The organism is Peribacillus sp. P4_B1 (assembly GCF_056402395.1).
Genome location: NZ_JBFUHM010000033.1, coordinates 26,137 through 48,754, shown reverse-complemented (window position 1 = coordinate 48,754; position 22,618 = coordinate 26,137). Strand labels below are relative to the sequence as shown.

The 22,618-nt window shown below is 38.2% G+C and carries 19 protein-coding genes and 4 pseudogenes; 18 read left to right on the top strand and 5 right to left on the bottom strand.

Annotated elements, in window-relative coordinates; all coding sequences use genetic code 11:
* Nucleotides 1–272: 272 nt before the first annotated feature.
* Nucleotides 273–593, bottom strand: a pseudogene (locus tag AC1DVK_RS18010) (transposase); the annotation flags it as partial.
* Between AC1DVK_RS18010 and AC1DVK_RS18005 the strand changes: the two are divergent.
* The gene (locus tag AC1DVK_RS18005) at nucleotides 541–897 is read left to right on the top strand and encodes a hypothetical protein (RefSeq protein ID WP_477627060.1); all 357 of its coding nucleotides are present in this window, start codon (nucleotides 541–543) and stop codon (nucleotides 895–897) included. The pseudogene AC1DVK_RS18010 and the gene AC1DVK_RS18005 overlap by 53 nt on opposite strands.
* Before the next feature lie 64 nt (nucleotides 898–961).
* On the opposite strand, the gene AC1DVK_RS18000 is transcribed toward AC1DVK_RS18005, so the two are convergent.
* Nucleotides 962–1,966 carry a YeiH family protein gene (locus AC1DVK_RS18000; protein WP_061466052.1) on the bottom strand — a complete coding sequence of 335 codons (1,005 nt, stop codon included), beginning with the start codon at nucleotides 1,964–1,966 and terminating at the stop codon, nucleotides 962–964.
* A gap of 155 nt (nucleotides 1,967–2,121) precedes the next feature.
* Between AC1DVK_RS18000 and AC1DVK_RS17995 the strand changes: the two genes are divergently transcribed.
* The 6 genes from AC1DVK_RS17995 to AC1DVK_RS17970 all read left to right on the top strand — a co-directional run bounded on the left by AC1DVK_RS17995 (nucleotide 2,122) and on the right by AC1DVK_RS17970 (nucleotide 9,599).
* Nucleotides 2,122–3,018: a LysR family transcriptional regulator gene (locus tag AC1DVK_RS17995; RefSeq protein ID WP_214811823.1), complete on the top strand. Its 897-nt coding sequence runs from the start codon at nucleotides 2,122–2,124 to the stop codon at nucleotides 3,016–3,018.
* 275 nt (nucleotides 3,019–3,293) lie between these two features.
* The gene (locus AC1DVK_RS17990; protein ID WP_477627059.1) at nucleotides 3,294–4,820 is read left to right on the top strand and encodes a long-chain-fatty-acid--CoA ligase; all 1,527 of its coding nucleotides are present in this window, start codon (nucleotides 3,294–3,296) and stop codon (nucleotides 4,818–4,820) included.
* A 13-nt stretch (nucleotides 4,821–4,833) separates the two neighbouring features.
* The gene (locus AC1DVK_RS17985) at nucleotides 4,834–5,889 is read left to right on the top strand and encodes a TauD/TfdA family dioxygenase (RefSeq protein WP_410863325.1); all 1,056 of its coding nucleotides are present in this window, start codon (nucleotides 4,834–4,836) and stop codon (nucleotides 5,887–5,889) included.
* A 94-nt stretch (nucleotides 5,890–5,983) separates the two neighbouring features.
* Nucleotides 5,984–7,276, top strand: a complete 1,293-nt coding sequence (locus AC1DVK_RS17980; RefSeq protein WP_477627058.1) for an MFS transporter — start codon at nucleotides 5,984–5,986, stop codon at nucleotides 7,274–7,276.
* 198 nt (nucleotides 7,277–7,474) lie between these two features.
* A complete protein-coding gene (locus AC1DVK_RS17975) occupies nucleotides 7,475–8,473 on the top strand; it encodes a TauD/TfdA family dioxygenase (protein WP_410863328.1) in 999 nt (332 codons plus the stop codon).
* A 178-nt stretch (nucleotides 8,474–8,651) separates the two neighbouring features.
* Nucleotides 8,652–9,599, top strand: coding sequence for an alpha/beta hydrolase (locus AC1DVK_RS17970; RefSeq protein WP_477627057.1), 948 nt, complete (start codon nucleotides 8,652–8,654; stop codon nucleotides 9,597–9,599).
* 128 nt (nucleotides 9,600–9,727) lie between these two features.
* On the opposite strand, the gene AC1DVK_RS17965 is transcribed toward AC1DVK_RS17970, so the two are convergent.
* Entirely contained in the window at nucleotides 9,728–10,501 is a 774-nt protein-coding gene (locus AC1DVK_RS17965) for an SDR family NAD(P)-dependent oxidoreductase (RefSeq protein ID WP_061462902.1), read from the bottom strand.
* Between the two features lie 471 nt (nucleotides 10,502–10,972).
* Here AC1DVK_RS17965 and AC1DVK_RS17960 point away from each other — a divergent pair.
* The 3 genes and pseudogenes from AC1DVK_RS17960 (at nucleotide 10,973) to AC1DVK_RS17950 (ending at nucleotide 14,621) form a co-directional block, all read left to right on the top strand.
* Nucleotides 10,973–12,028, top strand: a pseudogene (locus AC1DVK_RS17960) (TauD/TfdA family dioxygenase).
* A gap of 131 nt (nucleotides 12,029–12,159) precedes the next feature.
* A complete protein-coding gene (locus AC1DVK_RS17955) occupies nucleotides 12,160–13,449 on the top strand; it encodes an MFS transporter (RefSeq protein WP_477627056.1) in 1,290 nt (429 codons plus the stop codon).
* A gap of 544 nt (nucleotides 13,450–13,993) precedes the next feature.
* Nucleotides 13,994–14,621: pseudogene (locus AC1DVK_RS17950) on the top strand (3-oxoacid CoA-transferase subunit B).
* Nucleotides 14,622–14,722: 101 nt separating this feature from the next.
* Here AC1DVK_RS17950 and AC1DVK_RS17945 read toward each other — a convergent pair.
* Complete coding sequence (locus AC1DVK_RS17945; RefSeq protein WP_061462905.1) at nucleotides 14,723–15,628, bottom strand: LysR family transcriptional regulator; 906 nt, start codon at nucleotides 15,626–15,628, stop codon at nucleotides 14,723–14,725.
* A 2-nt stretch (nucleotides 15,629–15,630) separates the two neighbouring features.
* The gene (locus tag AC1DVK_RS17940; RefSeq protein ID WP_477627055.1) at nucleotides 15,631–15,849 is read right to left on the bottom strand and encodes a hypothetical protein; all 219 of its coding nucleotides are present in this window, start codon (nucleotides 15,847–15,849) and stop codon (nucleotides 15,631–15,633) included.
* A gap of 151 nt (nucleotides 15,850–16,000) precedes the next feature.
* On the opposite strand from AC1DVK_RS17940, the gene AC1DVK_RS17935 reads away from it, so the two are divergent.
* The 8 genes and pseudogenes from AC1DVK_RS17935 to accB all read left to right on the top strand — a co-directional run bounded on the left by AC1DVK_RS17935 (nucleotide 16,001) and on the right by accB (nucleotide 22,616).
* Complete coding sequence (locus AC1DVK_RS17935; RefSeq protein WP_061462906.1) at nucleotides 16,001–16,789, top strand: SDR family NAD(P)-dependent oxidoreductase; 789 nt, start codon at nucleotides 16,001–16,003, stop codon at nucleotides 16,787–16,789.
* Nucleotides 16,790–16,976: 187 nt separating this feature from the next.
* Nucleotides 16,977–17,453: a 2,4'-dihydroxyacetophenone dioxygenase family protein gene (locus AC1DVK_RS17930; RefSeq protein WP_477627054.1), complete on the top strand. Its 477-nt coding sequence runs from the start codon at nucleotides 16,977–16,979 to the stop codon at nucleotides 17,451–17,453.
* 224 nt (nucleotides 17,454–17,677) lie between these two features.
* Nucleotides 17,678–18,460 carry an SDR family NAD(P)-dependent oxidoreductase gene (locus tag AC1DVK_RS17925; protein ID WP_477627053.1) on the top strand — a complete coding sequence of 261 codons (783 nt, stop codon included), beginning with the start codon at nucleotides 17,678–17,680 and terminating at the stop codon, nucleotides 18,458–18,460.
* Between the two features lie 139 nt (nucleotides 18,461–18,599).
* Nucleotides 18,600–19,742, top strand: a complete 1,143-nt coding sequence (locus AC1DVK_RS17920) for an acyl-CoA dehydrogenase (protein WP_410863337.1) — start codon at nucleotides 18,600–18,602, stop codon at nucleotides 19,740–19,742.
* A gap of 67 nt (nucleotides 19,743–19,809) precedes the next feature.
* Complete coding sequence (locus AC1DVK_RS17915) at nucleotides 19,810–20,022, top strand: hypothetical protein (protein ID WP_477627052.1); 213 nt, start codon at nucleotides 19,810–19,812, stop codon at nucleotides 20,020–20,022.
* 127 nt (nucleotides 20,023–20,149) lie between these two features.
* Nucleotides 20,150–20,437, top strand: a pseudogene (locus AC1DVK_RS17910) (electron transfer flavoprotein subunit alpha/FixB family protein); the annotation flags it as partial.
* A 119-nt stretch (nucleotides 20,438–20,556) separates the two neighbouring features.
* Nucleotides 20,557–21,912 (top strand): acetyl-CoA carboxylase biotin carboxylase subunit, encoded by a 1,356-nt coding sequence (gene accC, locus AC1DVK_RS17905; RefSeq protein ID WP_284470971.1) that lies wholly within the window; start codon nucleotides 20,557–20,559, stop codon nucleotides 21,910–21,912.
* A gap of 209 nt (nucleotides 21,913–22,121) precedes the next feature.
* A complete protein-coding gene (gene accB / locus AC1DVK_RS17900; protein ID WP_410863340.1) occupies nucleotides 22,122–22,616 on the top strand; it encodes an acetyl-CoA carboxylase biotin carboxyl carrier protein in 495 nt (164 codons plus the stop codon).
* The last annotated feature ends 2 nt before the right edge of the window (nucleotides 22,617–22,618 follow it).

The window sequence follows — 22,618 nt, the reverse complement described above, 5'->3', positions numbered from 1 at the left end:
TTAAATTAGCAGCAAGGTTTGTGAGAATTGTACGGGAGCGTTAGTTGAAGAGAAACAAGCTAACATTTGTGTTTCTATTTTCGTTGTTCCATTAAAGGGCGCAATTCTTGAAGAAGGTTCGCTTTTCTTATAGAACTAACCAGCCAATAGTTTTTCAAAATTTTTCAATAAACACTTAAAATGTTTCATTATATACTAAATTTGCGTATGCCAAATAACCTTCCAAGGTTCTGTGTTTGGAAAGTTTTGGGCTGTTTAGTTATACTTTAAAACTAGGCTAGATCTTGGAAAGTCGATTTACTTTTTAAAAGTGCATAAATCCAATGTAAGAATTTATTGGTACTTGCTATCACAGCTACTTTAAAGGGCTTTCCCTCCTCACGTTTCTTATCATAAAATTCTCATAATCGCCTGTTACGAGGAATGATTTCATCTGTCGTTTTCTTTTTGCGACAATCACGAATGGCACATTTTACAGCCATATACAAGGCGTGTCGCAGCCTACTAGAACCTCTTTTGGTAATCCGAGTTAAAGTACCTTTGAATGTACCAGATTCAAAGACACTTGGATCGATTCCGGCAAATGCAACCAGGAAAATTATAAAGAAAGTGGGAAAACGATTGAAGCGATTAGAACAGGTGGCTACATACTATATTGAAGAGTTTAGTCAATATTCGCTAGCGGTAATCCGTTCAAAACAAGGAGTTACTCCCACTTTCGAAGGTAAAATAGTTATTTCGAAATTAATACCTTTACTAAACCTTAAAGAACTAAACAAAGAAATTTATTTTAAAAATATCAATCAAATGCGTTTAATTACTGCGCCTACTTTTTCTTTTATACTTCAAGAAATCAAGTTGAATTTTAATTCAATAAATCATTTGAAGTTGAATTAGTTGAGCAAAACCCTACAGTTATATATGTATTGCAGTGGGTAAAAATTCACCTTTTTATTCTTTGTTAAAGACTAATATAAGTTAGCGATGATAAAAGAATTGATGTAATAATAATGGCAATAAGTGGACGTATTGCTTTGGTACGTAGTTCTTTCAAGCTAATATTCAATCCTAATCCGGTCATTGACATTGTTAACATAAATGATGTGAAGTCTGCAATATCAGACATCACTTTTTGTGATACCAATACCTTATTACCAATGATATAGCTTCCCACAAAACTCATAACAATAAAGCCAATTAAAAACCATGGAAACTCGAATCTTGCCTCCCCTTCTATTTTTCCTTTCTTTTTCATCCAAAGCATGAGGATAAAGCAAACCGGAATTAATAGGAATACTCGTGTAAGTTTGGCAAGTAATGCGTGAGCAAGAGCATCCTGGCCTGCYGGGGCAGCAGCTAAAGCAACATGGCCTATCTCGTGTAGGCTGATTCCAACCCAATTTCCGTAGTTCATAGGACCAATTGATAAAAAAGGATATATTAACGTATAGATTATTGAAAACACTGTGCCGACTAATGCGATGATGCCTACACCCATAGCCGTATCTTCATCTTTTGCTTTTATAATAGGCGATACGGCCGCGATGGCAGCTGCACCACAAATGCCTGTGCCAACACTTAATAATAAAGAAAGATTAAAATCTGCCTTCAGCCATTTTGCAATAATCATAAGAACAGCAATTGAAAAAATGATCGTTATTGTCCCTCTTAGCAATAGAGGGACACCCTGATGAAATATCACAATCATGTTAAGCTTTAATCCATAAAGTATGATGGCAAACCTCAATAATTTTTTTGATGAAAATTGAATACCATTACGTAATTTTTCTGGATATCCAAAAACCTGTCTATAAATTACAGCTAGTAAAATGGCGCATGCAAGAGGTCCAATATGATTTAGACCTGGCAACGCTGCTAAAATAAAACCTAATACGGCTATGAGCAAGGTAAAACCAATTCCAGAAATCAAAGAAACATTTAGCTTTTTTGCCGGTTTTTTTTGCATATTTGGACTGGGAGTTATTAACGCTTTTTGTTCCAATGTTTTTCAACCCCTTATTTGGATTATTTTTAATTTATCGTAACTTATGATTTACAATAAGGAAAATAAATGATTATTATAGTTGTAATAAGTAAATACGATAGTAAGGAGGGGAACATATGGATCAACTATTATCTGTATTTATATCTGTAGCTGATAAAAGAAACTTTTCCAGAGCAGCGGAAGAGCTTCATATGACCCAGCCAGCAGTCAGCCAGCAAATTCAACAATTGGAAAAATACGTAGGTGCAAAACTACTTCTGCGAACAAACAAATCTGTCCAGATAACTAAAGCAGGAGAAATAGTCTATTTACATGCTAAGGAAATTACAGGTTTATATAAACGAATGTCGATGTTAGTGAATGAATTAAATAACGAGCCAACAGGACCATTAAAAATTGGTGCCAGCTATACCTTTGGAGAGTATGTATTACCACATATACTTGCAAGAATGAAAAACTTATTTCCTAATATCATCCCTTCGGTACAGATTGGCAACACAAGGGATATTGCCAAAGCAATCACAAGTCATGAGATCGATGTAGGTATTGTAGAAGGGGAAATTTCTCTTCGAAATATATATATAAAATCGGTTTCCACCGACCAAATGTATATCGTGGCAGGGGGCAAATATCCAATTTATTTCAATAAGGAAGTTTCACGAAGACAGGTAGAACAAGAGAATTGGATTGTCCGTGAAGAAGGTTCTGGTACAAGAGAGGCAACAGAAACATTATTTCAATCTTTACAAATACGTCCTTCCAAGTTAATGGAATTCGGCAGCACACAACTTATAAAAGAAGCAGTTGAAGCTGGGCTTGGTATTAGTTACTTATCTGAACTTACTGTAAGAAAAGAAAGAATGCTCGGTACCATTCAAGTATTAAATGTAAAAGGGACACCGATAAAAAGAAATTTTTCAGTTATAACAGAATCTGTGGAATTGCATACGAAATCTATGAACTTATTTATTGAGTTAATAGAAAAATATCTAAAGAACCAATTATTGCAATAGCTCTATTTTATAAAATAATCAAAAATATAAAAAAAGACAACGCTCTTTACTGGGGCTTTGTCTTTTTATTTAGAAGTAGTTGTAGAGTTCATCGAATTAGCACTCCTTTTATCCTGAAGTTCCTTTTTAATATTATTAATACTTATATATAAATTAAAATCTTTAATTTTATTTAATTATAATTTATAAGTATACTTAGTGTAATAATATTTTAAATATTCAAAATAGTGGGCGTTCAAAGCCTCCTATGTGAGAAAAGGGGTGGAATTCATTTAATGAGTTATAACTTAAACGAAAATCTAAAAAGAAGTGCAAGCAACTTCCCGGAAAGTATCGCTTATATCTTTAGAGATAAAAGTGTTACTTATCAAGAACTAAATCAGAAGGTGGATCGATTGGCTGCCGGTCTGTATGTACAAGGAATCAGGAAGGGAGATGGAGTGGCTCTAATTTTTGGAAATAGCCCTGAATTTCTCATTGCGTACTACGGCATTTTACGGCTAGGTGCATTTGTTGTTCCTATCAATCCTTTGTATACCCAAGGGGAAATCAACTACTTATTAGACAATAGTCAAGTCAAAGCGGTCATTACTCATGTTTCTGTAGAACCGAAGTTATCAGAAGTAAAAAAGCAGTTGGAAAATCTGAAGATTGTGATTTATACCGAAGCCGAGGATCAGGAATCGACATGGGAGCATCTCATGGAAACAGGCACAGGCTTCAATGCAGATGGAAGCCCTTACATTGATGAAGAAGACCTTGCAGTCATTCTATACACATCAGGAACAACCGGGAAACCAAAGGGTGCAATGTTAACGCATCGGAACTTGGTTTCAAATGCGGACTCCATTTCAAAATTACTAGAACTCGATGATAAAGATCGTGTCGTAGCTGTTCTGCCAATGTTCCACGTATTCTGTATGACAGTTTGTCTGAATGCGCCAATTGCTTGTGGGGCAACAGTCCTGATCCAGCCTAAATTCAGCCCTCATGACGTGGTCACCACCATTCGAGAAAAAAAGGCAACCGTGTTTGCTGGAGTACCTACGATGTACAGTTTTATCTATCAATTGCCTGAAGCGAGTGCAAAGGATTGCCAATCTATTCGCCTGTGTATCTCTGGAGGTGCCTCGATTCCGGCAGAGCTGCTGCATAATTTTGAGAACAAGTTTAGTGTTCCTTTATTGGAAGGATATGGGCTTTCAGAAACTGCTCCTCTCGTCGCGATTAATCCATTAAAAGGGACTCGCAAGCCAGGTTCTATCGGTTTGAATATTCCAGCTGTCCAAAGCAAAGTTGTAGATGAGTTTGGAAAAGAATTGCCAAGAAGAGAAGTAGGAGAATTAGTTGTTCAAGGGCCAAATGTAATGAAGGGATATTTTGGGATGCCGAAAGCTACTTCAACTGCTTTTAATGACGGGTGGTTTTACACTGGTGATTTCGCAACAATGGACGAAGAAGGATACATCTACATTGTTGACCGCAAGAAGGACATTATTATTGTTGGAGGCTACAATGTATATCCTCGTGAAGTGGAGGAAGTCCTGTATCAACATCCTGCTGTAATAGAGGCGGCCGTAATCGGAGTTCCAGATGGGGAATACGGAGAAAGTGTTAAAGCTTTTGTCGTAGTTAAGGATGAGCAGATCACCATGAATGACATTATTCAATTCTGTCACGATAAGCTGGTGAAGTACAAGCTTCCTAAACGAGTAGAATTTTTTAAAGAGTTGCCTAAGAACTCAACAGGGAAGATTTTACGAAGAGAGTTAAGAGAATTGACTGAAATGAACACTTATTAAAGGGGGATTAATTATGTCAACCATTTTAAAAGAAAAAGTTAAAGGGCAAGTAGCGTGGAAAGGCACTGACCTGGCTAAAGATGATTCATGGGTTTATTATTTGTCTGAAAAAACGATTGCCTCGCTTGAGGATGCTTTAGTTCATGTTAAACAAAAGGGTTTAAAAGCACCTGATTTTAACAAAGAGGATTTTCCGATTCCTGATATATATGAAGAAATCGTTTATTTTGTTGAAGAGCTGGAGAATGGGAGAGGGTTCCTATTAATTCGTGGATTACCTATTGAAAGATATACTGATGAAGAAGCAAGCATCATTTACTGGGGTCTCGGACTTCACATGGGCATTCCGGTATCGCAAAACGCAAATGGTGAACTCTTAGGGCACGTCAAAGATCAAGGTCTTAGCTTAGAAAATTCTAATGTACGTGGTTACCAAACGAAACTGCATCTTCCATTTCATGCTGATGGATCTGATGTTGTTGGCTTATTAAGCCTAAGAAAAGGGAAATCTGGAGGTTACAGCAGTATCATCAGTTCGATGACTGTTTACAATGAAATTCTGGAGAAGAATCCGGAATATCTAGGAGTTCTCTGTCGTCCATTTTACTTTGATCGTCGTGGAGAGGAAGCGCCGGGAGAACCTCCAGTATTTACATCATCAATCTTTAATTATTATGATGGTAAATTGAGCTGTAGATATGTCCGTTTATTTATCGAATCAGCACAAGCAAAAACAGGCATACAATTGTCAAAAGTGGAAATTGAAGCATTAGACTTATTGGACTCCCTACTTCATGATGAGAATTTACATTATAACATGATGTTGGAAGAAGGTGATATGCAGTTCGTCAATAATTATACGATTCTTCACTCACGTACTCAATACGAAGACTATGAAGAGCCAGAACGCAAACGTCATCTTTTAAGATTGTGGCTCACGATGCCAAATGGTCGGGAAATTTCCCCGGAATTCGCGATGTTTATTGATGAGAATACAGGTAAACCAGGTCGCGGCGGCGTACCCCAACGTAAAACAACATCTGGCGGTATTATAGAAACCCTGAAGTGATTTTTTATAAAACGTTTAGTAAGAACGAGTGGGAACACCTTTTCGGAATTCAGAAAAAGGTGTTCCTTATATAGGAAAACGTGGGGAGATTTTCATGACAAGCACTCCAAAATATTCTTGGATTATCTTATTATTTCTAGTTCTTAGCGGGATGATCAACCAAGTGGATAAAATAATTATTGGGTTGGTTTCCGTTCCTTTAATGAAAGAGTTACATTTAAGTCCATCGCAATGGGGAGTTGTAGGAAGTTCTTTCTTTTGGTTCTTTACCTTCTCCTCCATTATTTTTGGCGGCATGGCCGATTCAAAAAACACGAAAAAAATGTTAACTTGGATGTCGTTGGTTTGGTTGATAGTTCAATTTTTCACCCCTTTCGTTAGCAGTTTGTCTATGCTTTTGTTAACCAGAATGATTTTGGGAGCTGGTGAAGGTCCTGCCCCCGCTCTATCCACGGCAATCATGGGGAAATGGTTCCCGAAACATAGGCATGGCATCGGTTTTGGTGCGGTTCTATTAGGAACGACAGGGGGATCTGCAATCGCTTCGCCATTATTAATCTCCTTGATTGATCATTATGGATGGAGATCTGCATTTATAGCGATGGGCATTCTGGGACTGATTGTGCTGGTTTTATGGATGATTTTCGGTAAAGAAAGTCCTCAAGAAATCGGCTGGCCGTCGATACAGCAAAAGGAGCAGCAATTATCCAGCCTCTCTAAAGTTTCTTGGAGTCAGTTTTTTCCGCATCTATTATCTAAAAACTTTATTCTGATCGTTTTGTGCGGGGGGTGTGCCTATTGGTTATTGTCCGTACAAGCAGTATGGCTTCCAGCCTATTTTACCAAAATTCAACATTTTAATGGTCAAACATTAAAATTAGCCGTGTCTTTACCTTTTCTTTTTGCAGCGTTTTTCCAATTAGGATTTGCCATTCTATCAGATCGGCTCTATCGTAAAACCAGAGATATTCGTAAAGCACGAATAAATCTTGCCGGTATAACGATGATGTTATCCGCTCTATGCTTATACCTAGCAAATGCCGCGAATTCCACGGTGATGTCCATATTGTTCTTCACCCTTGCTCCGGGTTTTGCGTATGTCATTCTTTCACTCGCACCCGCAATCTTGATGGAGTTTTTTTCTCCCCAAAATATTGGAAAGGCACAAGGGACGTTCATTGCACTTGCGAGTATTACAAGCGTTATTGCTCCACTCGTATTTGGCTATCTTATTCAAAATTCTGAGAATGAAGCTATCGGATACGGATACGCATTTCAAGCCTCTTCTTTAGGGATGCTCATTATTGGATTATTGTTTTGGATCGGTGTACGTCCCGCAAAGGAAAGCCACACAATAATTGAAACAGATGAGAAATTGAGAATTTAAGAGATATAAACGTAGATTGAAAGATTCTTAGTAAGATTATATTGATCTAACTTAATTATAAGTTAAAAATAATAATTTCATTTTTAAAGATAAGTTAAAAATAATAATTTCATTTTTAATTATAAGGATACCATATATAGTAATTTCCGAATATTCAATCAATTGAGATGATACAACAAATATAAAGGAGGAATATGTATGTCTGTTATTTTAAAGGAAAAAATTCAGGGGCGTTCAGCGTGGAAAGGTATCGAACTGGAAAAAGATGATTCATGGATTTATTATTTGTCTGAGACAACCCTTGCAGCTCTTGACAAGGCTGTATTACATGTTCAACAAAAAGGGGTAAAGGCACCCAATTTTAACAAGGAGGATTTCCCGATTCCTGATCTCGCTGATGAAATTGCTTATTTTGTTGAAGAGCTGGAGAATGGGAGAGGATTTCTATTGATTCGTGGGTTACCAATGGATCAATATACTGACGATGAAGCTAGTATCATTTACTGGGGTCTTGGACTTCACTTGGGCCTACCGATCATCCAAGGAAAAAAGGGCGACCTCTTAGGGCATATCAAAAACATGGGTAAAGACTTTAATGATAATACAGCAGTAAGAGGTTACCAAACGAATGTACGTCTTGACTATCACACAGATCTTGCTGATGTTGTCGGATTACTATGTCTTCGTAAAGCGAAATCTGGCGGTTTAAGCAGTATCGCTAGTGCGATGTCTATCTATAATGAAATTCTGGATAATCACCCTGAGTACCTTGAAATTCTCTACCGTCCATTCGCTCATGATCTTCGTGGGGAAGAAGCACCTGGTCAATCTCCAGTAGTTCCATCACCGATCTTTAGCTATTACGATGGTAAATTAAGCTGCAGATATATGCGGCAATATGTCGAATCAGCACAAACAAAGACAGGTATCTCTTTGTCAAAAGAGGAAATCGAAGCGTTTAATTTTGTAGATTCCCTTACTGCTGATAAAAACTTTCATATTGATATGATGATGGAACCGGGTGATATGCAATTCGTTAATAATTATACCGTTTTTCATTCACGTACACTATTTGAAGATTATGAAGAAGATGACCGCAAACGTCATTTATTAAGATTGTGGCTCATGATGCCAAGTGGCCGGAAAATTGCTCCAGATTTCGAGTTTTATATAGGAGGAGCACCTGTAATTAGATAAAAACCCGTGGTAATAATAATCACTAATAATTCTTGAATGGTGATTTTATTCAACGAAAATGATGAATAAAATCACCATTTTATATTTTTATTTTGAAGTGAGAGTTTCGTGACAGGAATAATGGCGTCGCATATAGACTGGGTAATTTAAAAATAACCTAAAGTGAGGAGGATGTTTTTTGGCAAATTTAGATCCGCAAGCAGAAAAATATTTACAAGCATTTAATCAGCTGCCACCTATTCATACGATGAATCATAAGTCAGTAAGAGAGATGCTTTCTAAAGCACCGCGTCCTGTTGTAAAATTAGAACCGCTTTCAAAAGTTGAGGATTACATGATTCCGGTAAGCCAGGATGAAACAATCAAATGCAGGGTATATATACCGGAAGGAAAAGGTCCTTTCCCACTATTTATTTACTACCATGGTGGAGGATGGGTTCTAGGAGACATTGAATCAACGGATGCAAGCTGCCGAATGATAGCGAATCGAACGAAAAGTATTGTTGTATCCGTAAACTATCGTCTTTCTCCAGAGTATAAGTTTCCGACTCCAGTAGAAGACGCCTATTCCGCATTGCAATGGGTTTTTGAAAAAGGGACTTCATTTAACGGAGAGGTTTCTCGATTGGTAGTTGGTGGGGATAGCGTAGGTGGAAATCTAGCAACTGTAGTTACGATGATGGCGAGAAACAAAAAAGGTCCAAACATCACTGCACAGGTTTTAATCTATCCTGCGACAAATCTTGAGTTCAATGCGGAATCCCATCGAACCTTTGCAAAAGGATTTGGACTTGACCGCGAGCAGTTGATTTGGTTCCGTAATCATTATTTAAGGAATAATGAGGACAGATGTAATGAGTATGCTTCCCCCTTAGTCGCTCAAGATTTAAGTGGTCTCCCTCCAGCAATTGTTATTACAGCGGAAAATGATGTACTTCGGGATGAAGGAATGGCCTATGCCGAACGTCTAAAAGATTTTGGTGTTCAAGTTGAATATGAATGTGAACCGGGGATGGTCCACGGATTTTTTGTACAAATGGCCATTTTCTCAAAGAACATAGAATTGACTGTTTCTCGGATCGAGAAGTTCTTGAGTTCCTTAAAATATACAATAGGGATAGATTGAAAGAAAATGTTCTAAATGAAGCGAGCCTCAGAATGTAGTGAGGCTCGCTTTTTAAAATAACCTATTTAATTTTTTAAATAGAATTTATTGATAATCAACGAAACAGTAACAATAGCAACCCTAGGCATTTAGTAATAAACGGTATTTCCAATTCCACCGGTTACCGAAATGACATCGCCAGTTATCGATGCCGCCAAAGGTGAGGCTAGGAAGGTAACGACATAAGCAATTTCCTCTGATGTAATCAAGCGGCCGAGGGCATTCATTGATGCTGCCTGGCGTATAGCTTCCTCATTAGTGACACGGCCTCTAAACGTTTCCGTATCGACAATCCCTGGATAAACAGCATTGACAGTAATTCCGTGCTTTCCTAATTCTAATGATGCGGATTTTGTCATATGGACAACAGATGCATTACGAGGACCGGAACTAAAATAATTGCCGCCAATTCTAGCTGCCAGACCACTTATATTGATAATACGTCCCCAATTATTTTGGATCATATAAGGAGCAACAGCCCGGACACTACGAAAATAGCCCATATACTTTTCTTCGAAATCTTTCAAGATAAGTTCATCTTTAATGCTGTTAAAATCCTCTGGTTCATGGCCTCCTACTCGGGCCCCACTGTTGATTAAAATATCAATGCTTCCCATTTCTGCTGCTGATTTTTCAACTAAATTTAGGATAGAGTCCGGATCATTAGTATCTGCCGTTATTGGATAAATATTCCTCTTAGTCTCTTTGGCCAATTCGTCTGCTGCATTCTTTAATGAAGATTCGTTTCTTGAACAAATCGTACAATCCACACCTTCCAAAGCCAACTGACGGGCAATAGCTTTGCCAATCCCCCTGCTTCCCCCAACGATAAGTGCCTTTTTTCCAGATAATTTTAAGTCCATAGTTCAACCTCCTGCTTCAATTAACTTGTATTAGACTCTGCTCTTGAAAGCGGTTTATTAGAAAATTCAATCATTTCTATCTTTGATTATACCTATAAATAATAATTATATAAAATTAAAGATTTTAAATTGCACTTAAGTTTTATTAATATAATGATATGTGTTGTAAATTGCCATGTACAAGTGTGTTCTATTTCCGTTTATTAGTAAGGTTTATTTGTAAATTAAAAATTTTAATTTTATTTAACTGAAAATTATGAATATAATGAACTGGATAACTATTATAACAGTCAGAAGTTATTTAAAGCGCTTTCATGGAGGGGGGACAAGGAACATCATTTATTAAGCAATAATTGTTTGTATAAGGGTTTGAAAGATAGTGGCAGTCGCTTTTAAAGTAGGAAAACAGCCCAAACTTTTTCATTAGGTACTATAGTTAAAATTGCAATAGAAAACGAAGGAGGATTCTCAGTGCCGTCTATTTTAAAGGAAAAAATTCAAGGACCAGTAGCTTGGAAAGGTATTGATTTAGCTAAAGATGAATCATGGATTTATTATTTGTCAGAGAAAACGATCGCAGATCTTGAAAGCGCTTTATTCTATGTGAAACAAAAAGGATTAAGGGCACCTGATTTTAATAAGGAGGACTTTCCAATTCCGTATCTTTCTGACGAAATAGCTTACTTTATAGACGAGCTGGAGAATGGGAGAGGTTTTCTATTAATTCGTGGCTTACCAATTGAAAAGTATACAGATGAAGAAGCAAGCATTATTTACTGGGGTCTCGGAGTCCACCTGGGCATCCCGGTCACGCAAAACGCAAAAGGTGATCTATTAGGACATGTTGTTGATCAAGGTCTCGACATTAATGATTCAAATGTACGTGGTTACCAAACGAATGCTCATCTGCCCTTTCACCCAGATGGATCTGACGTAGTCGGATTATTAAGTCTTCGAAAAGCTAAATCTGGCGGTTACAGTAGTATCGTAAGTTCCATCGCAGTTTACAATGAAATTCTGGATAGATACCCTGAGTATCTTGGAATTCTCTATCTTCCATAATTCTTGGATCGTCGTGGTGAGGAAACACCAGGTGAATCTCCTGTTTATTCATCACCAGTCTTTAGTTATTACGAAGATAAATTAAGCTGCAGATATAACCGCGGATATGTAGAATCAGCACAAGCGAAAACAGGTAGATATTTGTCAAAAGTTGAAACTGAAGCATATGACTTAATAGATTCCCTCTTATATGATGAAAACATGCATATTGATATGATGATGGAACCGGGTGATATGCAATTTGTTAATAATTATACTGTTCTTCATTCCCGTACTGTATACGAAGACTATGAAGAACCCGAACGCAAACGTCATTTATTAAGATTGTGGCTCACGATGCCAAATGGGCGGGAAATTGCGCCAGACTTCGCGATGTTCATTGATGAGAAAACAGGTAAAGCTGGTCGCGGTGGTATTCCTGTACGTGAAAATACAGCTGGAGGTATTGCAGAAAAAATGAGGTAAGGGGTTTAATAAATAAAGAGTTTAGACGAGTTTAAACACGGAAGATTTACCTTTAAAGACTTTTAAAACTTTAAAGACTTTTAAAACACCAATTGATTCATGTTAACGGAATAGAAGGGGAGATTATTAATTTGAAAACACCTAAATATTCTTGGATCATATTATTAATTCTTGTAGCCTCAGGGATGATCAACCAGGTTGATAAAGTTATCATTGGTTTAGTTTCTGTTCCTCTAATGAAAGAGTTACATTTAAGTCCTTCACAATGGGGAATTGTTGGCAGTTCGTTCTTTTGGTTCTTTACCTTTTCCTCTTTCATTCTAGGGGGAATGGCCGATTCAAGAAATACGAAAAAAATGTTTACTTGGATCTCGTTTGTATGGTTGATTGTTCAATTTACCACACCTTTTGTTTCAAGTCTATCTCTACTAGTAATAACAAGAATGGTCTTGGGAGCAGGAGAAGGTCCTGCCGTTGCTATATCAACTTCAATAATTGGAAAATGGTTCCCTAAACATAGACATGGTATAGGCTTTGGCGCTGTTCTCTTTGGAGCAACAATCGGGCCTGCGATTGCTTCGCCATTATTAATCTCCTTGATCAACGGATATGGATGGAGATCTGCTTTTATAGCAATGGGGATTGTTGGACTAATGGTGCTAGTTTTATGGATGATTCTTGGAAAAGAAAACCCAAAAGAAATCGGTTCGTATGCTTTTGATCAAGAAGATAAGCACTCAATAATTTCTTCTAATGTTTCTTGGCGTCAGTTTCTTCCGTATCTTTTATCTAAAAATTTTATTTTTATCGTTTTGTGTGCAGGTTGTGCCTATTGGTTATTGTCCGTTCAAGCGGTATGGTTTCCTGCATATTTTTCCGAAATTCAACATTTTGATGGAAAAATGTTGAAACTTGCAGTGTCTTTACCTTTTCTTTTTGCTGCCATTTGCCAAATTGTATTTGCCCTGTTTTCGGATCGGCTTTATCGCAAAACAGGAGATATTCGTAAAGCACGAATAAATGTTGCAGGGATTACGATGGTGCTATCCGCTATTTGTTTATTTCTTGCAAATGCCTTTAATTCTAGTGCAATCTCCATTCTATTCTTCATCCTTGCTCCGGGTTTTGCGATTGTTATTCTCTCACTCGCACCCGCCATATTAATGGAATTCTTTTCTCCCAAAAACATTGGAAAGGCTCAAGGGGCCTATGTTGCTCTATCAAGTACAACAAGCATTATTGCTCCACTCATATTCGGGTATTTTATCCAGTATGCAGGAACTGAGGCAATTGGATATGGTTATGGCTTCCAAGTAACTTCTTTGGTTATGTTCGTAATCGGATTATTGTTTTTGACCATTGTCCGTCCCGCGAACCAAAGTCAAACAACGATAAAACCTGAGGAACAAGTTATTGTATAAAAATCATTTAATAGGTGAATCAAGGAGGGAAATAAACGATGTGTAAAAATGAAAAGTCCGTTTCTGAGAAGGACTGTTGTGTATTGTGTCATGAAGAATTAGCTATTATGGAGCGAAATCGCAGTAAGTGCTGGAGTTGTCAGGATAAGATATCCGAGACCTACGCTGATAATCATATTGAAGTGGAGGATTAAGTAAGTTAATTAGTTTCGTAATGATTAGAACTGTAAAAGGGCCTTCTTTATGAAGGTCCTTATTATTTTTTCGGTGATGTTTAAACATAATTGTTGATTTTTAAACTAAGTTGATTGAAGCGGAAGGCACGAGGCTCATGTGGAAGTAGCAGGTCAGGTGAGACCCCACAGGCGCTCTGCACCGAGGAGGCTACACGACTGCACGCGGAAAGCGAAGTGCCTTAAGCGGAAATCAACAGGCAAGTTTAACACAGCCAATATTTAAGATTATATTTTGTGTTATATAAATATTACTTACAGGTACCAGGACAAAAATCATTAAGCGTGCGGTTCAAGAGATTCAAAATGGGATGAACGTGAATCTAGGAATTGGAATGCCTTCTTTACTTGCGAACGAAATACCGAAAGAAGTACATGTATTATTGTAATCCGAAAATGGGTTGCTTGGCATCGGACCTTATCCAGTTGAAGGGATGGAAGATCCTGATCTTATTAACGCAGGGAAAGAAACGGTTACAGCGGTAATCGGTGGATCTTTCTTTGACAGTGCTGAGTCCTTTGCTATGATTCGTGGGGGACACATTGATCTGGCTATCTTGGGAGGCATGGAGGTTTCCGAACAAGGTGATTTGGCAAATTGGATGATCCCGGGGAAATTGGTCAAAGGGATGGGAGGTGCGATGGATCTTGTCCATGGTGCCAAAAGAATTGTGGTCATAATGGAGCACACCAATAAGTACAATGAATCCAAGATCAAAAAAAAGCTGTTCCCTTCCATTGACAGGTCAAAAGGTTGTAAATCGACTGATTACGGATTTGGCTGTATTTGACTTTACTCCCGAGGGAATGATTCTTGTGGAAACGCAAGAAGGTGTTTCACTAGATGAAGTGATAGAAAAGACGGAGGCTTCCGTTACGATCAGCGCCAATTTGACATGTGGAAAAGGGGATCGCCAAAAGGCTTCTATTACAAGGTAAAGAGATAACACTGCTAATTCCTGTTAGGGTAGAGATAAATTTGTAATAAGAGAAGCCTTTTCGTCCACCTTTGGACGAAGAACCTTCTCTTTTTTTCTTTTTTAATTCTTAATAATTTCTGATTTTAAATAATGAATATATTTGTTGGCAAAAGTGGACAAATGTTTATTCTCTGATCGAACTAATCCTAAAGAAATATTTACAGTTGGATGATACACCAAATCAATTGGAACGATATCGCCATTAATGATAAGGGGGTAGTTTTTCATTACGAAATCAGGAGCGAATGTAATTGCCAAATTTTCATTTATGGCTTGGAGAACTCCATCCATATTATTTGAAGTAAACAAGATTTTCAAGGGCTTATATTTATGAAAAAAATCTTGTACGAAATACTCCATAAATTCACCCTTATATGTAACGAGAGTTTGATCAAGTATATCATGCGGAGTTATAGTACCAAGAATGGCTAAGGGAGAATGCTTAGAAACATATACTTTCTGCTTTCCTTCGATTAATGCTTCAAAAGCTATTCCTTCCATGTTTATGTTCAAATCTCTTGAATACGTAATCAGTCCAATGTCAGTCTTATGCTGTCGAACATCTCCAATTACAGCAGATCCACTTTTATCGGCAACCTCCAAATTTACGTACGGATAATCATGTCTAAACGATGCTATCGCTTTTACCAGGAACGTCATCAATCCGGGTAATGACGATATTTTTAGTTCCCCCACTTCCGTGGAATTCAATAAGTTAGCAGTCACTTTTATTTCCTCAAGCTTTTTTTGCACTTCATAGGCGAGTTTCAGAATGATTCTTCCTTCATCGGTTGGAACAGCGCCTTGTCCCCGTGACCGTTTAAGAACTTTAATCCCCAGCTCCTTTTCCAAGTTGGTTATGGACTGGCTGATGTTGGATTGAGTCACATGTAGATTCTGTGCTGCGACAGACAGAGAACTGTATTTTGCGACTTCTACGATATAAAGTAATTGTTCAATATTCATGACTATTCTCCTTTTTTAAATAGGCTGTTTTCACATACTTTATTGCTATTTACCAGGTAGTGAGTTGTGGTTGATTTCCCCTCCAGATGCTCGCTTTCCTTGGTGCGGGCGGTGAGCCCCCTCGGCGTAAACGCCTGTGGGGTCTCACCTGTCCCGCTGCTCCCGCAGGAGTCTCGCACTTCCGCTCCAATCAACCTTAAATAGTTTCGTTTTAAAAACAACAATCTTTACGAAAAGAGCCTTTAAATATTAGTAATACTTACTTACAGATTAAAATTTTTAATTTTATTTAATTATAATTTATTAGTATAATCAATATCAATAGTATTTTAAAAACTTTGAATATTCTAAAAAAATAGGAGGAGAACAAGAATGTCATTGAACCAATTGTTTGATTTAAATGGTAAGACAGCAATCGTTACTGGAGGCGGCAGCGGGTTAGGGCGTGTAATGGCACTGGCATTGGCAGAAGCTGGAGCAAACGTTGTTGTATGTTCACGGCGTTTAGAGGTTTGCGAAGCAGTTGTAAAAGAAATCGAGGCGTTAGGAAGACAGGCACTTGCCCTGTCATTGGATGTCACAGATCGGGAATCTGTCGTTCAAGGTGTTGAGAAAGCGGTTTCTCATTTTGGGGAAATCAGAATTTTAGTCAACGGCAGCGGAACAGTTTTTGAGTCTCCTGCTACGGATATGCCTTTAGAACAATGGCAATCTATGATGGATACAAATGTGACTGGAACATTCTTGATGTGTCAGGCAGTTGGTAAACATATGATTAATAACGAATACGGTAAAATCATTAACATTTCTTCTAGTATCGGCTTTAAAGGAGTTGACCCAGAAGCTGTAGATTCTGTCGGATATACAACTAGTAAGGGTGCAGTCATGACTTTAACGAAGGATCTGGCAGTTAAGTGGGGACGACATGGAGTGTATGTAAATTCAATTGCTCCTGGAGTTTTCACTACAGGTATGAATAACCCCGAAATACCGGGAACACTAGTACACAAAGCAGGCCCTTTCATTGCGTCACAAGTTCCAGTTAGAAGATTAGGCAGTGACAATGATTTGGTAGGTGCACTCCTATACTTTGCTTCAGCAGCATCTGATTATTGTACTGGACAAATTTTGACTCTTGATGGTGGACTTGGGGCTAAGTAAATTTCAACCAAATAACGTGGTTGCGTAAATTAATCATACTTAACTACAATTAAAAAATACCAATTTTACTTAACTAAAAATCACGAATATACTGAATTAATAAATTCGAACTAGTTAATTTGCTTGCTGATGAAAGCGATAACAATATGCGAATTAAATAAATATTTATTGGAAGAGGGGATTTTAAATGAGTGATTTAAAAGATGTAAAAAAAGTAGAAGTATTTCATGCAGGTAATGTTAGTGTAGATGAATTGCCTTGGATTCCATATTTTGGAGATGCGAAGTTTAAGTTGCTTAAAGCCAACCCTGTGACCGGACAGACGGTTACGTTATTATGTGTTCCTGCGAAAATGCAGCTTCCTGCCCATTTCCATTCTGGAACAGTCATTGTATATACCGTCCAAGGGACTTGGAGATATCTCGAGGAGCCTTGGATCTCCAAACCTGGTGACATGGTTTATGAGCCTGCAGGCTCCAAACATACGCCGACAGCTGTAGGGGATGAAGATGTTATCACCTTCAATATTGTAGAAGGAACATTAGACTATTTGGGTGAAGAAGGAGAAATTCTTGCCAGAGACAATTGGGAATCATTCCTGAAAAGATACTATGAATATTGTGCGGCTGAAGGAATTGAGCCTATTGATGTGACTAAATTTTGATAGTTAGATTCATGAAAAAAGGAGAAGCCCGGTGTCCACATGACGAAGAGGCTTCTCTTTTTTCTGGGATTTTTCATTTTAATATTAGTAGTAATAATTTATATATTAATATTTTTAATTTTATTTAATTAAAACTTATAAGTATAATCATAAACATAATAATATTTTAATAATTTTTAATATTCTAACTTAATAGATAATAATGCTGGGAGGAATAATGATAAATGACAGCAGAGACGGTTTTGATTACTGGTGCTACAAAAGGGATCGGATATGAATTCACAAAAGTTTTTGCAGAGCATTATTATAACTTGGTATTAGTTGCAAGAGATTCGGCGTTGTTGGAACAACAAGCCGAGAGTTTAAAAAAGGAATATGGCGTGCAAGTGAATACTTTTGCCGGCGATTTGAGCAGCCATACAACGGTAGAGAGCTTACATCGATACTTGAAAAGCGAAGGAATCGACATCGATATTTTGATTAATAATGCTGGAGCAGGCGGATTAGGGTTGATGACGGAATTGGATATTCAAAAAGAAATGGAATACCTGCAGCTCAACATGATCTCTCTCACGTATTTAACTAAACTTATTGCGGATGACATGGTGAAACGAAAGCAAGGTAAAATTTTAAACGTGGCTTCAACAGCAGCCTTTCAGCCAACTCCACGGATGTCGATGTATGGTGCCAGCAAATCTTACGTCTTATTCTTTACGGAAGCAATTGCGGAAGAACTTAAAGGAACCGGAGTTCAAGCTTCTGTATTATGTCCACCTTCTACCAAAACGCCGCTCACGCAAGGGTTGGCTTCAACAAGAACAAAAATTTTCATTAAGAACTTAATAGAGCCGCAAGCTGTTGCCAAGTGCGGATTTGAAGGGTTAATGAAGAATAAAACTGTAATCATTCCAGGCCTTAAAAATAAACTCATGGCTAAATCTGTGGGATTGTTGCCAAGGAAATGGGTAACTATCTATACCCGAAAGCTTATCGAACAAAAAGTGTAAATACCATTAAGGTCCTATCCTTGGAAGAGTTGGAGTATTTAAAAGTATTACCTTGATAGATTTACAATGGCAAATAGCTTACATAGTTTTTCAGAAGATATCTTGTTTGGAATAACAAAATCAAAAAAGGGGACTAATGATGAATTTTTTATTATCTAAGGAACATCAAATGATGCAAAAAATGGTACGTGAGTTTGCTCTAAACGAATGTGAACCTACTGCAGCCCAACGTGATGAAGAGGAATACTTTGATATCAATATTTGGCAAAAGATGGCGGAACTTGGTTTATGTGGCATTCCTTGGCCGGTAGAGTACGGAGGTGCAGGTGCCGATTATTTGAGTTATGTGATCGTGGTGGAGGAATTGTCTCGGGTGGACGCTTCAATTGGGACCACACTTTCCGCACATACATCGTTAGCCGGATGGCCGATTTACAAGTTTGGAACGGAACATCAAAAGCAAAAATATTTGCGGGCCATGGCGGAAGGAAAAAACATGGGTGCGTATTGCTTGACGGAATCTGGATCCGGATCTGATGCCAGTGGAATGAGAACAACAGCCGTTTTTGACGGAGATGAATGGGTTTTGAACGGATCGAAGATTTTTATCACCAACGGAGGCTATGCCGACACTTATATCGTTTTCGCACAGACCAACTCTGCACTAAAGCATAAAGGCATTTCTGCGTTTATTGTGGAAAAGGGCTTCCCAGGCTTCTCTGTAGGAAAGAAGGAAAAAAAGATGGGAATTCGCTCTTCCTCCACGACAGAGATCATTTTTGAGGATTGCCGGGTTCCAAAGGACAATCTTTTGGGCCAAGTGGGTGAAGGGTTCCAGATTGCCATGAAGACTCTCGACGGCGGTCGGAACGGAATCGCTTCTCAAGCTGTTGGAATCGCTCAAGGAGCATTTGATAATGCCGTAACATTTGCAAAGGATCGCGTCCAATTTGGCAAACCGATTAGCTCACTTCAAGCTATTCAATTCAAATTAGCCGATATGGCCACAAAAATTCAAGCTGCCCGTTTATTGACGTATCAGGCAGCATGGTGTGAGGATCAAGGAATTCCTTACGGACTTCAATCTGCAATGTCCAAACTATTTGCTGGAGACACCGCCATGGAAGTAGCGGTAGAGGCTGTTCAAGTATTTGGCGGATATGGCTACACAAGGGAATACCCGGTAGAACGATATATGAGAGATGCTAAAATCACCCAAATCTATGAAGGGACGCAAGAGATTCAGCGTCTTGTTATTGCCGGAAATCTGCTTAAAGCATAGAAAAAAATCAATATTAACGAAAACAGGAATGTAATCTATTAAAAAGAAGCGAATGGGTTTGTCAAACGTGAAAGATATGCTTGGACATGAGTTAGAGCCTTACCGCATGGCAGTGGAAAAAGGAAAAATAAAAGAATTGGCGATTGCAATAGGGGATGATTTTCTACAGCTTGGAGTCAGCTGGTATTCCTGTTCCGCTCGCTTTTTTGCAAATCATTGGCGGTTATGGCTTTCAAGAGAAAAGGAGGTTTGTTGGCAAAGTAGTAGAGAAAAAAGCTGACAACGTTGTTGTGGGTGAAATACAGGCGAAAAAAAGTAAGGTGACATGAAATTCTCTGGTACTTTTGAATCGTTTTGCCATCAAGTGATTTGTACATCCAATCTTATAGCTCGTTGCTGACCGAATGGATGGAACACAACCGCTTCAGGAATTGGCGGATGTGCTAGGTGCTGAATACTGAGATTATTCACTTCAAATCGGACAGGCGGGAAAAGTCGTAAACCCTGATTTGTCCATTGCCTGCGGAATTTCAGGGGCCATTCAGCATTTAGTCGGGGTGTCTAACTCTAAAGTTGTCGTTGCGATTAACAAGATTCCGAAACACCTATCTTTCAAGTAGCGGACTACGGTATTGTGGGGGGATTTGTTTGAGGTGATTCCGCTTCTAGCGAAAGAAATTCAAAAAAACTGGTAAATTCTTAAATAAGAACATGTTATTACTCCTGATTAATAAGTGCATCTCTTCTCAATAAAGATCTCCTATCAATAGAGTGATTGATAGACAATAATAAGCTTTTGGAAAGGAATTCGTATATGTTTAAAAAGGTTCTTATTGCTAATCGAGGAGAAATTGCTGTCCGTGTGATTAGGGCGTGTAAGGAAATGGGGATATCTACGGTCGCTGTATATTCTGAAGCAGACCGTGAAGCTTTGCATGTACGTCTAGCAGATGAAGCCTATTGCATTGGACCACACCTATCATCTAAGAGCTACTTGAATATGACCAATTTATTAATTGTTGCTCAAATTTCACATGCAGATGCTATCCATCCCGGCTATGGATTTTTAGCGGAAAGTGCAGAATTTGCTAATTTATGTATTGAAAACGATATCATTTTTATTGGGCCATCACCTGAGGCCATCAGTAAGATGGGGGCGAAAGCGGTAGCGAGAGAAACGATGGAATACGCTGGCGTACCAATTGTCCCAGGTACGGATGGGATTATTGAAGATATTGATGAAGCTGTTTTTACAGCAAGACGTATCGGGTATCCAGTTATTGTTAAAGCCACTGCGGGTGGTGGTGGAAAAGGAATGCGGGTTGCTAAATGCGAGGAAGAGTTAAAAAATGCGATTTCAATGGCGCAGCAAGAAGCAGCTACAGCTTTTGGTAATGCAGGTGTTTATTTAGAAAAGTACATTGAAGAGCCTCGACACATTGAAATCCAAATTATGGGTGATTCCTTTGGCAATGTCGTGCACTTAGGGGAACGTGATTGCTCAATCCAGAGACGCCATCAAAAGCTAATTGAAGAAGCGCCATCCCCTGCACTTGATGAAGAACTAAGAACGAAAATGGGAGAGGCGGCATTAAAAGCCGCGAAGGCAGTACAATATTCAGGGGCAGGTACCATTGAATTTTTACTAGATAAACATAAAAATTTTTACTTTATGGAAATGAATACTCGTATTCAAGTTGAACACCCAGTTACAGAACTTATAACAGGAGTAGACTTAATCAAAGAACAATTACTTGTTGCCTCAGGTCATAGGCTATCTGTCAAACAAGAAGATATTCATATCAATGGTTGGTCGATCGAATGCCGGATTAATGCAGAAAATCCTGATAAAAAATTTATGCCATCCCCTGGGAAAATTGGATTATACCTACCTCCGGGTGGATTTGGAATCCGAGTCGATAGCGCAGTTTATCCAGAATATACGATCTCACCATTTTATGATTCGATGATTGCCAAATTAATCGTACATGGAAAAACTCGTGAAGAAGCAATTGCAAGGATGAAGCGAGCCTTAAGCGAGTTCGTCATTGAAGGAATTGATACAACAATCGCTTTCCACCTTCGCTTATTAGAACATCCGGATTTTATAGCTGGTAATTTCAACACTAAATTTTTAGAGATGAATGATCTAACGGTTTCCACTAAGTAACTAGTGGTGATTTGAAGTATTCAGTGGCACTAGTTCATTTAGTGAAGAGAAGAGGTAATGGATTTGGAAAAACAATTTTTTAAATTATTGATTAGAATGGCCAGATAATCGGGACTGAACCTATGTGTGGAGATTTCATAGATCCTAAAAAATCGGAAATGAGTAAAGAAAAAATGATAGAAATTAAATTGTAGAAGGAGTGTTTCCTCATGTTTAAAATGAATGACATTAAAGAATTAATTCGAGCGGTGGACCGTTCTTCAATTGGAGAATTAACGATTAAAGGTGAAAATGATCACCAAATAACGATTAGTAAACAAATGAATGTCGGACAATCAGCGCTTATCGAAGAAACGCAAGTCCCAGCAAATATTGCTTTCTCACCTGTGAAAGTGGAAGCGGCACCCGTTCAAAAGCAGGAAGAAATACAAGCACCAGCGGCGACAATTGCTGATGACACATCGATTCATAAAATTACTTCCCCAATGGTGGGAACGTTTTATACGGCTCCATCACCTGATTCTGATGCCTATGTAAGAGTGGGAGATCAAATAAAAGAAGACACAGTGTTATGTATTGTGGAAGCCATGAAGCTTATGAATGAGCTTGAAGCGGAAGTTAGTGGTGAAATTGTTGAAATCTTTGTGGAAAATGGTCAGGTTGTTGAATATGGCCAGCCCTTGTTCCTCGTAAAAACAGCATAAAC

What these genes read in the sequence shown, in the direction of transcription:
- AC1DVK_RS17995 (WP_214811823.1), top strand. Translation starts at nt 2,122, where the DNA reads ATGGATCAACTATTATCTGTATTTATATCTGTAGCTGATAAAAGAAAC.
- AC1DVK_RS17990 (WP_477627059.1), top strand. Translation starts at nt 3,294, where the DNA reads ATGAGTTATAACTTAAACGAAAATCTAAAAAGAAGTGCAAGCAACTTC.
- AC1DVK_RS17985 (WP_410863325.1), top strand. Translation starts at nt 4,834, where the DNA reads ATGTCAACCATTTTAAAAGAAAAAGTTAAAGGGCAAGTAGCGTGGAAA.
- AC1DVK_RS17980 (WP_477627058.1), top strand. Translation starts at nt 5,984, where the DNA reads ATGACAAGCACTCCAAAATATTCTTGGATTATCTTATTATTTCTAGTT.
- AC1DVK_RS17975 (WP_410863328.1), top strand. Translation starts at nt 7,475, where the DNA reads ATGTCTGTTATTTTAAAGGAAAAAATTCAGGGGCGTTCAGCGTGGAAA.
- AC1DVK_RS17965 (WP_061462902.1), bottom strand. Translation starts at nt 10,501, where the DNA reads ATGGACTTAAAATTATCTGGAAAAAAGGCACTTATCGTTGGGGGAAGC.
- AC1DVK_RS17945 (WP_061462905.1), bottom strand. Translation starts at nt 15,628, where the DNA reads ATGAATATTGAACAATTACTTTATATCGTAGAAGTCGCAAAATACAGT.
- AC1DVK_RS17935 (WP_061462906.1), top strand. Translation starts at nt 16,001, where the DNA reads ATGTCATTGAACCAATTGTTTGATTTAAATGGTAAGACAGCAATCGTT.
- AC1DVK_RS17930 (WP_477627054.1), top strand. Translation starts at nt 16,977, where the DNA reads ATGAGTGATTTAAAAGATGTAAAAAAAGTAGAAGTATTTCATGCAGGT.
- AC1DVK_RS17925 (WP_477627053.1), top strand. Translation starts at nt 17,678, where the DNA reads ATGACAGCAGAGACGGTTTTGATTACTGGTGCTACAAAAGGGATCGGA.
- AC1DVK_RS17920 (WP_410863337.1), top strand. Translation starts at nt 18,600, where the DNA reads ATGAATTTTTTATTATCTAAGGAACATCAAATGATGCAAAAAATGGTA.
- accC (WP_284470971.1), top strand. Translation starts at nt 20,557, where the DNA reads ATGTTTAAAAAGGTTCTTATTGCTAATCGAGGAGAAATTGCTGTCCGT.
- accB (WP_410863340.1), top strand. Translation starts at nt 22,122, where the DNA reads ATGTTTAAAATGAATGACATTAAAGAATTAATTCGAGCGGTGGACCGT.